The following is a 10,418-nucleotide window of genomic DNA, read 5'->3' on the forward strand; positions in this document are numbered from 1 at the left end:
CCTGCGCGACCTAAAATCCGCCGCACAACAAACACAACGCAACCCCGAGGGGGCTCCATGCTCGACATCGACAAACTCAACGATTTCACCCAGAACCACGGCGAACTGCGCCGCGGCCAGGGCCTGGTCACCGGCACCATTGCGCTGAGCCTGGCCATCCTGTGCTTCCTCGGCGTGCTGGCCTTCCACTTTCCTCAGTACCTCACCACGCCCGAGCTGCGCAAGAGCTACAACGTCGACCTGATGCGCTACATCCTGCTGGCGGCGCTGGTCATCTCCGGCGGACTGTCGCTGGTGAACATCATCTTCAACCGCTCGCGCTGGCTGTCTTCGGCCGCGTTCCTGCTGGTGGCGGCCTCGGCGCTGCTGGGCGGGCACAAGGTGCCGGTGCACGACTTCGCGGACAACACGCCGTACATCGGGCTGGACTGGTTCATTCTCGACCTGCTGGGCTCGTCGCTGATCTTCATCTTCATCGAGAAGCTCTTTGCACTGCGCAAGGACCAGCCCGTGTTCCGCGAGGAGTGGCAAACTGACTTCCACCACTTCGTGGTGAACCACATGATCGTGGGCTTCGTGCTGCTGGCCACCAACCTGATGGTGCACAAGCTCTTCGGCTGGGCCGCCAACGACGGCATCCGCGGCTGGGTGGGCAACCTGCCTTTCTGGGCCGGCATCCTGCTGATCATCCTGGTGGCCGACCTGGTGCAGTACTGGACCCACCGCGCGTACCACGAGGTGCCCGTGCTGTGGCGCCTGCACGCGGTGCACCACAGCGTGAAGAGCATGGACTGGATGGCCGGCTCGCGCCAGCACATCCTGGAGCTGCTGATCACGCGCACGCTGGTGCTGGCACCCATCTACGTGCTGGGCTTCAGCAAGGAAGTGATCGACGCGTACATCGTGGTGGTCGGCTTCCAGGCGGTGTTCAACCACTGCAACGTGAGCGTGCGGCTGGGCCCGCTGCGCTACCTGATCGTGACGCCCAACTTCCACCACTGGCACCACAGCCAGGACATCGAGGCGCTCGACAAGAACTATGCGGCGCACTACGCCTTCCTCGACTACCTCTTCGGCACGGCCGTGAAGACCACCAAGCTCTGGCCCGAGAAGTACGGCGTGCTGGGCGACTACGTGCCCAACGGCTTCTTCAAGCAGCTGAAGTTTCCGTTCGTCTGGAAGGGCTGATGCGCGCCGTTCTCAAGACCGCCGCGGTCATCGCCGCGGCGGGCGCCGCCCTGCTGCTCTCGGCCTGCGCCACCCGGCTCGACCTGCCGAGCAAGGACAACGGCCTGCGCCTGCGGGTGCAGAGCTCGGTCATCGCGCCGGGCAACGGCGGCGAACTCATTGCCGCCGACGTGCTGGAGCCCGGCGACATCCTGCTGACCTCGATCGCCACGGTGAACTCCTTCGGCATCCGCCTGGGCACCTTCTCGCCGGTGAGCCACGCCGTGCTGTACCTCGGCGACGGCCAGATCGCCGAAGCCGTGGGCACGGGCGTGCGTTCGCGGCCGCTGGCCGAGGTGGTCGACGAGGAACAGATGGTGGTGGCGTTTCGCGTACCCGGCGTCGACGAAGCCGGCGCCGCGCGCATGCGTGCCTGGGCGATGTCGAAGGTGGGCGTGCGCTACAACACCGTGGGCGTGCTGCTGAACGCTCCCTTCGTGCTGAACCGCCGCCTGTGCGAGCTGCCGCTGGTGCCGAGCGCGATCAGCAACTACTGCATGAGCGGCATGGCCATGGTGCAACTGGGCGCGAGCCGCAACGACCAGTTCTTCTGCTCGCAGTTCGTGCTCGAAGCCTACAAGCAGGCCGGCCTGCCGATCACCAGCGCCGACCCGCGCTGGGTGAGCCCGGCCGACCTGCTGCACATGCGCGAGGGCGACGTGCCCTCGATTGCCGCCACGCAGCCGCTGCGCTACGTGGGCCACCTGAAATACAACCCGCCGCCGCTGCTGGCGGCCGACGGGCCTTGAGCGCCGCGCCTTCTCCAGCCGCGCGCTTCGACGTCGTCGTGATCGGCGCCGGCGCTGCCGGGCTGTTCTGCGCCGGCGTGGCGGGCCAGCGCGGGCTGAAGGTGCTGGTGGTGGACCACAGCGAGAAGGTGGGCGAGAAAATCCGCATCTCCGGCGGCGGGCGCGCCAACTTCACCAACCGCGACCTCGACGTGCGCGCGCCGCAGCGCCACTTCATCGGCGACAACCCGAATTTCTGCCGCTCGGCGCTGTCGCGCTATGCGCCGGCGCAATTCATCGAGCTGGTGCAAAAGCACGGCATCGCCTTCCACGAGAAGCACAAGGGGCAGCTGTTCTGCGACGGCTCCTCGCAGCAGATCGTCGACATGCTGCTGGCCGAATGCACGGCGGGCGGGGTCGAGCGCTGGCAGCCGTGCAAGGTCGGGAAGATCACGTTTTCTGCCGCTCACGCTGATTCAGCGGGCGCAGGGCGCTATCAGATCGAGAGCGATCGCGGCGCCATCGAAGCGTCGAAGATCGTGGTCGCCACCGGCGGGCTGTCGATCCCTCAGATCGGCGCGAGCGACTTCGGCTACCGCATCGCCGAGCAGTTCGGCCTGCGGCTGGTCACGCCGCGGCCGGCGCTGGTGCCGCTGACCTTCGGCGGCGACGCCTGGGCGCCGTATGCAGAGCTGGCCGGACTGGCGCTGCCGGTGCGCATCGAGACGGGCGCCAAGAAAGAGAAGATGGGCTTCCTCGAAGACCTGCTGTTCACACACCGCGGCCTGTCGGGTCCGGCGGTGCTGCAGATTTCAAGCTACTGGAAGCCCGGCACGCCGCTGACGCTGGACTTCGCGCCGGGCGTGGACGTGGCCGCTTCGCTGGGGGAGGCAAAGCTCCGCTCGAAGAAACGCATTGCCAACGAACTGGCCACGCTGGTGCCCTCCCGGCTGGCGGACGCCTGGGTCGGGCAAGATCCTGCCCTGCAGCGTCCCGTCAACGAAGCGGCCGACAAGGCGCTGGCGGCACTGTCGGAACGCATCGCCCGGTGGCAGATCACGCCCAGCGGCACCGAGGGCTACAAAAAGGCCGAAGTCACGGCCGGCGGCGTCGATACCCGCGATTTGTCGTCCCAGACGATGGAATCGAAGCAACCGGGCCTGTATTTCATCGGCGAAGTAGTGGATGTCACGGGTTGGCTGGGCGGATACAACTTTCAATGGGCCTGGGCGAGCGCCCATGCGTGCGCAACCGCGCTATAATCGCGGGCTAACTTTTGGCCTTCCCTCAACGGCCACAAAATTTTTCAGTTGAGGAACCCCGGCTTTGGGCCTCGATCTCCCCGAGCCAACTTCAGTTCAACGATTCATCAATGACCACCATCCGCGTTAAAGAAAACGAGCCCTTCGACGTCGCACTTCGCCGTTTCAAGCGCACCATCGAAAAGCTCGGCCTGCTGACCGACCTGCGCGCCCGCGAGTTCTACGAAAAGCCGACCGCCGAGCGCAAGCGCAAGAAGGCCGCTGCAGTCAAGCGCCACTACAAGCGCGTGCGCAGCATGCAGCTCCCCAAGAAGCTGTACTAAGCAACGCCCAGGGCAGCTGGCCGCCGACGAAAGTCACCGCCAGCGCCCCGTTGCCCAAGCCGCGCCAGGGAAACCTGCCGCGGCTTTTGTTTTTTCCGAAAGGTTGCGAATGACACTCAAAGAACAGATCACCGAAGACATGAAGACGGCCATGCGCGCCAAGGACGGCGAGCGCCTGGGCACCATCCGCCTGCTGCTGGCCGCCCTGAAGCAGAAGGAAGTCGACGAGCGCGTGGAGCTCGACGACGCCATGGTCGTGGCCATCGTCGACAAGATGGTCAAGCAGCGCAAGGACTCGATCGCCGCCTTCACCACCGGCGGCCGCGCCGACCTGGCAGACAAGGAAGCCTCCGAGATCAAGGTGCTCGAGGTCTACCTGCCCCAGCGCATGAGCGCCGATGAGACGGTGGCCGCGGTGAAGGCCATCGTGGCCGAGCTGGGCGCCAGCGGCCCCGGCGACATGGGCAAGGTGATGGGCGTGGTCAAGACCCGCCTGGCCGGCAAGGCCGACATGGGCCAGGTCAGCGCAGCGGTCAAGGCCGCCTTGTCGGGCGCCTGATGACTGTCGCCGGCCCCACCGCCCCGATCCTCAAGGCCTGCGCCTGCCTGGTCGACGCGCGGGGCCGGCTGCTGGTGTTCCGCCACCCCGAGGACGGCAACATGCAGCTCCCCAAGGGCACCATCGAGCCCGGCGAATCGCCCGAGGTGGCCGTGCGGCGCGAGCTGCTCGAGGAGTCGGGCCTCGACTACGCCGGCCCGCTGCAATCGCTGGGCACGCTCGACCGCGAATGCGAGGCCGGCGTCGAGGGCAACACGCACCGCCACCCCCAGCTGTGGCACCTGTTCCTGATGCGCACCGAGGGCCAGCTTGCCGACGTGCCCGAAACCTTCGTGCACACGGCCACGGGCAGTCCCGAAGAAGAAGGCCTGGTGTTCACGTTCAGCTGGCTCGAAGCCGGCGACGCCATCGGCGACTTCGCCCTGCCCTACCGCCAGACCATCGAGCGCGTGCGCGCCGCCCTGCTGCTCGGCGCCTGAGCAGGCTTCGCCCTCACGCCAGGGCGCGCGCGGCCATGTACAGCCCCAGCAGCGCCAGCCCGATCAAGAAGCAGCGCCGGAACACGGCCACCGGCAGCCGTTTGCGCAGCCACGTTCCGAGCACCATGCCGCCGACGGCCGGCACCAGCATCGCGAACGACGCACCCAGCGCCGACATCGGATAACCGCCGTTCCCCGCCAGCCCGATGGCCAGCACCACCGTCGAGGTGGTGAACGAGATGCCCATCGCCTGGATCAGCGCATCGCGCTCGAAGCCCAGCGCCTGCAGGTACGGCACCGCCGGCACCGCGAACACCCCGGTCACTGCCGTCACCAGCCCCGTGACCATGCCCACCAGCGGCCCGAGCCAGCGCGCCTGTGCGTCGCTCACGTGGAGCTGGCGCAGGCTCCACCCCGCATAGACGACCAGCGCCACGCCGAGCGCCACCGAAGCCCACGCGCCCGCCGGCACCCCCAGCCACAGCGCCCCGCCCAGCGTGCCGATGACGACGCCCACCTGCATGCCACCGATGCGCCGCAGCACCGGCATGAAGGTGCCGCGCGGCCCGGTCTGCCAGACGTTGGTGACCAGCGAAGGCACGATCAGCAGCGCCGCGGCCTGCACCGGCGGCATCCACAGCGCCAGTACCGCCATCGACACCGTGGGCAGACCCAGTCCGATCACGCCCTTGATCACCCCCGCCAGCAGGAACACCGCCGTGGCGGCGGCCCAGAAACTCGTCAGGTCGTTCGAATGCGTCATCGCGGCGGAGTCTGCCGGGCAATGGCGTGCCTGGAAATGCGGGGTTCGCAGAGCCGGCCTCAGGCTGCGACTGAGGCTGCTGGTGCACACTGCGGCGAACCATGCGATTCGACCTCACCGACCTGCGGCTCTTCCTCAACGTCGCCGAAGCCGGCAGCCTCACCGGGGGCGCCGGGCGTTCGCACATGACGCTGGCCTCCGCCAGCCAGCGTGTGCGCGGCATGGAAGACGCGCTGGGCACCCCGCTGCTCACCCGCCACGCACAAGGCGTGCGCCCCACCGAGGCCGGCCGCACGCTGCTGCACCACGCGCGCGTCGTGCTGCAGCAGATGGAGCGCCTGCGCGGCGAGCTCGGCGAGTACGGCCAGGGCCTCAAGGGCCATGTGCGCTTCATGTGCGGCACCTCGGCGCTGACCGAGCACCTGCCCGAAGTGCTCGCGCGCTTCCTGGCGCAGCACCCGCGCGTGTCGATCGACCTCGAGGAACGCCCCAGCCCCGACACTGTCGAGGCCCTGCGCGCGGGGCTGTGCGACATCGGCATCGTCTCGGACGCCATCGACACGCAGGGCCTCGAATGCCATGCGTTCCGGCGCGACGACCTCGTGCTCGTGATGCCGCGCGGCCATGCGCTGGCCGGGCGACGGCGCGTGAAGCTGGCCGACGTGGTCGACAGCGAATTCATCGGTCTGCCCGCCGACAGCGCACTGCAGCAGCTGGTCGCCACGCATGCGCGCTCGCTGGGGCGGCACCTGTCCTACCGCGTGCGCGTGCGCAACTTCGAAGCGGTGTGCCGCATGGTCGAGCAAGGCATCGGCGTGGGCATCGTGCCGCAGACCGCGGCCGCGCGTTGCGCCCGCACGATGAAGATCGCACGCGCCTCGCTGGCCGACGCCTGGGCGGAGCGCACCTTGCTGGCGTGCGTGCGCACGTCGCAAGAGCTGCCGCTCAATGCGCAGCGCATGCTGCAGCACTTGCTGGGCGCGCCGGAAGCCCCCTAGGGCGAGCCCGGCGACCTCGTCAGATCGGCCGGCTCAGCTGCCGGCGATCTTCATCCGGTTGACCAGGATCGAGCCCGTGGTCTTGGCGCCGAAGGTGTAGGCGTCCGCCCCGATGGCTTCGATGCCCATGAGCATGTCCTTCAGGTTGCCGGCGATGGTGATTTCTTCCACCGGGAAGGCGATGCGGCCCTTCTCGACCCAGAAGCCGCTCGCGCCGCGCGAGTAGTCGCCGGTCACGTAGTTCACGCCCTGGCCCATCAGCTCGATCACGAACAGGCCGGTGCCCAGCTTGGCGAGCATGGCGTCGAGGTCGTCGCCGTGCTTCGTCAGGCGCGAGCTCAGCGTGAGGTTGTGCGAGCCGCCGGCGTTGCCGGTGGTCTTCATGCCCAGCTTGCGGGCCGAATAGGTCGAGAGAAAGTAGCCTTCGAGGCGGCCTGCGTCGACCACCTTGCGCGCCCGGGTGATCACGCCTTCGTCGTCGAAAGGCGAGCTGCCCTTGCCGCGCATCACGTGTGGATCTTCGGCAATGTCGACGTGCTTGGGCAGCACCGGCTTGCCCAGCGAGTCGAGCAGGAAGGTGCTCTTGCGGTACAGCGCACCGCCGCTCACGGCCTGCACCAGCCCGCCCAGCAGGCCCACGGCCAGCGGCGACTCGAACAGCACCGGGCACTCGGTGGTCTTGATCTTGCGCGACTTCAGGCGGCTGAGCGCCCGCTCGGCGGCGTAGCGGCCCACCGCCTGCGGGCTGGCAAGCTCGTCGGCCGCGCGCATGGAGCTGTACCAGGCGTCGCGCTGCATGCCGTCGCCCTTGCCGGCGATGGGCGCCACCGAGATGGAGTGCCGCGAGCTGGCATAGCCGCCGCGAAAGCCGTGCGTGTGGGCGCTGAAGAAGTGGCTCTGCTGGGCCGACACACCCGCGCCTTCGCTGTTGGTGATGCGCTTGTCGGTCGACAGCGCCGCTTCTTCGCATTCCAGCGCCAGCTTGGCGGCCTGCTCGCTGGTCACGTCCCAGGGGTGGAACAGGTCGAGCTCGGGGTGGTCCTTGGCGATGTCGGCCTCGTCGGGCAGGCCGCTCACCGGGTCTTCGGCGGTGAAGCGGGCAATGTCGTAGGCCGCCTGCACGGTCTGCTGGATGGCGGCTTCGGAGAAGTCGGAGGTGCTGGCGTTGCCGCGTCGGTGGCCCACATAGACCGTGACGCCCAGCGACTTGTCGCGGTTGCGCTCGACGTTCTCCAGCTCGCCCTTGCGAACCGACACGCTCAGGCCGCAGCCCTCGGAGGCCTCGGCCCCGGCGTCGGTGGCACCGAGCTTCTTGGCATGCGCCAAGGCTGTGTCGACCAGGTTTTCGAAGAAGGAGCGGCTGTAGGCGAAGCCGGAATCGGCGCGCGAAGATGGTGTCGTCATGTGGTGGCTATGATACTTGCGCCCCCTGTTTCACGTTTACCCCCCAGCTTCCCACTGCCCATTGCACGCATTGCATGCGTTGCAACGCCGCACGGTGCGGCCCAGAATCCATCTCATGTCCCGCAAACCCAAAAAAGGCTATTTCGTCCGTGGCCAGTTCGTCGCCGAAGGCAGCGAACTCGACCTGGAGCTCAAGCGCGAGCTCAAGGGCACCGACGAATCCAGCCGCACCGATCTCAAGCGCGAAAGCGACGAACTGCAAAAGCTCGGCGAGGAACTGCTCGGCCTGCGCGCGGCCCTGTTCGATGCGCTGCCGCTCGGCGAAAAGCTCGTCGACGCCGTCATCGAAGCCAAGCGCATCACCAATTTCGAGGGCAAGCGCCGGCAGATGCAGTTCATCGGCAAGCTGATGCGCAAGCTCGACGAGCCCACGCTGGAAGCCGTCAAGCTCGCCCTGACCGAGCAGAACACCGTGCCGGCCGCCGAGGCCGCCGCCCTGCACGAGGCCGAACGCTGGCGCGACCGCCTGATCGGCGACGACGACGCCCTCGGCGGCTGGATCGAAACCCATCCCGCCACCGACTCCCAGCAACTGCGCGCCCTGGTGCGCCAGGCCCGCAAGGACATGAAGACCGGCCCGGCCGGAGAAGCGCCGCGGCAGGGCAAGGCCTACCGCGAGATCTTCCAGCTGGTCCGCCAGCAACTGGCCGTGCACGGCGGCGACGATCACGCCGCCGCGGCGGCCGCGCAGGACCGGGAAGAGGACGCATGAGTTCGCTGTCTTTCTCCCTCCCCTCCCGCGGGAGGGTTGGGGTGGGGGCACGCGGCGCCACCATCGGGCGCTCTGCCCGCCCCCATCCCCACCTTCCCCACCTTCCCCCAGAGGCGGAAGGAGCAACACCATGAGCGCACCTGACTCCGTCCGCATCGGCATCGTCTCGGTCAGCGACCGCGCATCGAGCGGCACCTACGAGGACAAGGGCCTGCCTGCGTTGAAGGAATGGCTAGGCCGCGCACTTAAGAACCCGATCGAATTCGAGCCCCGGCTGATTCCCGATGAGGCCGCGCGCATCAGCGCCACGCTGGTCGAGCTGGTCGACGCCGGCTGCTCGCTGGTGCTCACCACCGGCGGCACCGGCCCGGCCCTGCGCGACGTCACGCCCGAGGCCACGCTGGCCGTGGGCGACAAGGAAATGCCCGGCTTCGGCGAGCAGATGCGCCAGATCAGCCTGCGCTTCGTGCCGACCGCGATCCTCTCGCGCCAGGTGGCGGTGATCCGCGGCCAGAGCCTGATCCTCAACCTGCCTGGCCAGCCCAAGGCGATCGCGGAGACGCTCGAAGGGCTGAAGGATGCCGACGGCACCCAGCTCGTGCCCGGCATCTTTGCGGCAGTGCCCTACTGCATCGACCTGATCGGCGGGCCATACCTCGAGACGGACGACACGGTCTGCAAGGCCTTCCGGCCCAAATCGGCCATCCGCCAAAACCGCTGAAGGCGCATCGAACGATGCTGGCGGCGGTCTACCGCACCTATTCGGACATTGCCAACGCCAGCCGGCTGCTGGCGGATTGCGCGGCGCAGGCCGTGTCGTGGCGCTGGGCCACCGAGTCGATGGGCGAGGCCACCCCGTTCATGCGCGAGAAATATGGCGGCCCCGCGCCCCGATGGCTGGCCGACGACCAGGCCGACCCCGAGCGCCACATGCACCACGGCTTCGACGCCGAGGGCCGCCTGGTGCTGCAGCGCCAAAGCCGTGGCCGCCTCACCGCTTGGCTGCACGAAGCCGACCGGCGCACCGCCCTGGACCTGGACGTGTACGAAGAAGGCGCGCCCCGGCTCGCCACGGTCACCCAGTACCGCTACCGCCCCGCCGACGGCCTGCTCGACTCGCAGCACATCAGCCGCGGCCACGAGGGCTTCGACACACGCTACGTGTGGAAGAACGGCCGGCTCGAACGCGCCGTCACCTCCAACTGGGCCGAGACCCGCAAGGCCTGGCTCTGCCAGGACGTCTACCGCTACACAGAGGCCGCGCAACTCGACACCATCACGCTCGAGTACCTCGACGACGACGGCCCCCCCAGCGGCGAAAGCCGCCTGAGCTACCGCCGCCCGCGCAAGGGCGAGGCGCTCGCGAGCGTGACCGCCAAGGTCGAGGCCTTGCTGCGGGACGAGATTGCGCGCGCGCTCGCGCAGATCCCCACGCACGAAAAGATCTACTGCCTGCTCATCTGCTACACGCAGGAAGATTTCGAGGCCGCGTGGCCTCCGTTCCTGGTGTGGGGCCTCGAGTCGACCCGGCGCCGCGTGCTGGAGACCGGCGAAGAGGTGAGCTACCACCTCTGGGCGCCCGACGAAATTCGCGCTGTGCAAGGCGACGCGCACGAACGCTGGCTCGACGACGCGGCGCTGAAGGAAGCCTGCCTGCTGCACGGCCAGTTCATGGCGCTGCGGCAAAGCACGGCCTCGGCAATGCGCGTGCTGAAGAACCTCGCGGCGCATTTCAACGCGCCCGCCGCGCACGCCATGCTGAACACGACCGACGATTTCGTCGTCGCCCACGCGGACAACACCGGCGAGATCGATCCGCTGAAAGCCATGAAGGCCGCCATCGCGCCCGAGCGCTGGGCCCTGCTCAAGGCGCGCGGGCAGGTCTGACGTCTGAACGCGGCTT

Annotated in this window: 12 protein-coding genes; 10 read left to right on the forward strand and 2 right to left on the reverse strand. The window is 68.2% G+C overall.

Annotation, left to right across the window (positions count from 1 at the left end; all coding sequences use genetic code 11):
- Nucleotides 1-57: 57 nt before the first annotated feature.
- From AC0IYU_RS21525 to AC0IYU_RS21550, 6 genes are all read left to right on the forward strand, one after another.
- Complete coding sequence (locus AC0IYU_RS21525; RefSeq protein WP_472120842.1) at nucleotides 58-1,188, forward strand: sterol desaturase family protein; 1,131 nt, start codon at nucleotides 58-60, stop codon at nucleotides 1,186-1,188.
- Nucleotides 1,188-1,976 (forward strand): YaeF family permuted papain-like enzyme, encoded by a 789-nt coding sequence (locus AC0IYU_RS21530; protein ID WP_472120845.1) that lies wholly within the window; start codon nucleotides 1,188-1,190, stop codon nucleotides 1,974-1,976. The genes AC0IYU_RS21525 and AC0IYU_RS21530 overlap by 1 nt, the downstream gene beginning before the upstream one ends.
- Nucleotides 1,973-3,217: a BaiN/RdsA family NAD(P)/FAD-dependent oxidoreductase gene (locus AC0IYU_RS21535; RefSeq protein WP_472120847.1), complete on the forward strand. Its 1,245-nt coding sequence runs from the start codon at nucleotides 1,973-1,975 to the stop codon at nucleotides 3,215-3,217. The genes AC0IYU_RS21530 and AC0IYU_RS21535 overlap by 4 nt, the downstream gene beginning before the upstream one ends.
- Before the next feature lie 110 nt (nucleotides 3,218-3,327).
- Nucleotides 3,328-3,540, forward strand: a complete 213-nt coding sequence (rpsU, locus tag AC0IYU_RS21540; RefSeq protein ID WP_007833691.1) for a 30S ribosomal protein S21 — start codon at nucleotides 3,328-3,330, stop codon at nucleotides 3,538-3,540.
- Between the two features lie 109 nt (nucleotides 3,541-3,649).
- Nucleotides 3,650-4,099 carry a GatB/YqeY domain-containing protein gene (locus AC0IYU_RS21545; protein WP_472120850.1) on the forward strand — a complete coding sequence of 150 codons (450 nt, stop codon included), beginning with the start codon at nucleotides 3,650-3,652 and terminating at the stop codon, nucleotides 4,097-4,099.
- Nucleotides 4,099-4,578, forward strand: a complete 480-nt coding sequence (locus AC0IYU_RS21550) for an NUDIX domain-containing protein (RefSeq protein WP_472120853.1) — start codon at nucleotides 4,099-4,101, stop codon at nucleotides 4,576-4,578. Before AC0IYU_RS21545 ends, AC0IYU_RS21550 begins: the two co-directional genes overlap by 1 nt.
- A 13-nt stretch (nucleotides 4,579-4,591) precedes the next feature.
- On the opposite strand, the gene AC0IYU_RS21555 is transcribed toward AC0IYU_RS21550, so the two are convergent.
- The gene (locus AC0IYU_RS21555; RefSeq protein ID WP_472120855.1) at nucleotides 4,592-5,341 is read right to left on the reverse strand and encodes a sulfite exporter TauE/SafE family protein; all 750 of its coding nucleotides are present in this window, start codon (nucleotides 5,339-5,341) and stop codon (nucleotides 4,592-4,594) included.
- 101 nt (nucleotides 5,342-5,442) lie between these two features.
- On the opposite strand from AC0IYU_RS21555, the gene AC0IYU_RS21560 reads away from it, so the two are divergent.
- On the forward strand, nucleotides 5,443-6,339 hold the full coding sequence (locus AC0IYU_RS21560; protein ID WP_472120858.1) for a LysR substrate-binding domain-containing protein: 897 nt from the start codon (nucleotides 5,443-5,445) through the stop codon (nucleotides 6,337-6,339).
- A 33-nt stretch (nucleotides 6,340-6,372) separates the two neighbouring features.
- On the opposite strand, the gene pmbA is transcribed toward AC0IYU_RS21560, so the two are convergent.
- Nucleotides 6,373-7,743, reverse strand: a complete 1,371-nt coding sequence (gene pmbA, locus AC0IYU_RS21565) for a metalloprotease PmbA (protein WP_472120860.1) — start codon at nucleotides 7,741-7,743, stop codon at nucleotides 6,373-6,375.
- A 115-nt stretch (nucleotides 7,744-7,858) separates the two neighbouring features.
- On the opposite strand from pmbA, the gene yjgA reads away from it, so the two are divergent.
- The 3 genes from yjgA to AC0IYU_RS21580 all read left to right on the forward strand — a co-directional run bounded on the left by yjgA (nucleotide 7,859) and on the right by AC0IYU_RS21580 (nucleotide 10,402).
- Nucleotides 7,859-8,515, forward strand: coding sequence for a ribosome biogenesis factor YjgA (yjgA, locus tag AC0IYU_RS21570; RefSeq protein WP_472120863.1), 657 nt, complete (start codon nucleotides 7,859-7,861; stop codon nucleotides 8,513-8,515).
- Between the two features lie 130 nt (nucleotides 8,516-8,645).
- On the forward strand, nucleotides 8,646-9,236 hold the full coding sequence (gene mog / locus AC0IYU_RS21575) for a molybdopterin adenylyltransferase (protein WP_472120866.1): 591 nt from the start codon (nucleotides 8,646-8,648) through the stop codon (nucleotides 9,234-9,236).
- A gap of 14 nt (nucleotides 9,237-9,250) precedes the next feature.
- Complete coding sequence (locus AC0IYU_RS21580; RefSeq protein ID WP_472120869.1) at nucleotides 9,251-10,402, forward strand: hypothetical protein; 1,152 nt, start codon at nucleotides 9,251-9,253, stop codon at nucleotides 10,400-10,402.
- Nucleotides 10,403-10,418 lie beyond the last annotated feature (16 nt).

Source organism: Variovorax sp. AC103, assembly GCF_979254005.1.

Bases quoted from the DNA above. Each gene is read 5' to 3' on its own strand.
- rpsU (WP_007833691.1), top strand. From the start codon at position 3,328: ATGACCACCATCCGCGTTAAAGAAAACGAGCCCTTCGACGTCGCACTT.
- AC0IYU_RS21580 (WP_472120869.1), top strand. From the start codon at position 9,251: ATGCTGGCGGCGGTCTACCGCACCTATTCGGACATTGCCAACGCCAGC.
- mog (WP_472120866.1), top strand. From the start codon at position 8,646: ATGAGCGCACCTGACTCCGTCCGCATCGGCATCGTCTCGGTCAGCGAC.
- pmbA (WP_472120860.1), bottom strand. From the start codon at position 7,743: ATGACGACACCATCTTCGCGCGCCGATTCCGGCTTCGCCTACAGCCGC.
- AC0IYU_RS21560 (WP_472120858.1), top strand. From the start codon at position 5,443: ATGCGATTCGACCTCACCGACCTGCGGCTCTTCCTCAACGTCGCCGAA.
- yjgA (WP_472120863.1), top strand. From the start codon at position 7,859: ATGTCCCGCAAACCCAAAAAAGGCTATTTCGTCCGTGGCCAGTTCGTC.
- AC0IYU_RS21525 (WP_472120842.1), top strand. From the start codon at position 58: ATGCTCGACATCGACAAACTCAACGATTTCACCCAGAACCACGGCGAA.
- AC0IYU_RS21530 (WP_472120845.1), top strand. From the start codon at position 1,188: ATGCGCGCCGTTCTCAAGACCGCCGCGGTCATCGCCGCGGCGGGCGCC.
- AC0IYU_RS21545 (WP_472120850.1), top strand. From the start codon at position 3,650: ATGACACTCAAAGAACAGATCACCGAAGACATGAAGACGGCCATGCGC.
- AC0IYU_RS21550 (WP_472120853.1), top strand. From the start codon at position 4,099: ATGACTGTCGCCGGCCCCACCGCCCCGATCCTCAAGGCCTGCGCCTGC.
- AC0IYU_RS21555 (WP_472120855.1), bottom strand. From the start codon at position 5,341: ATGACGCATTCGAACGACCTGACGAGTTTCTGGGCCGCCGCCACGGCG.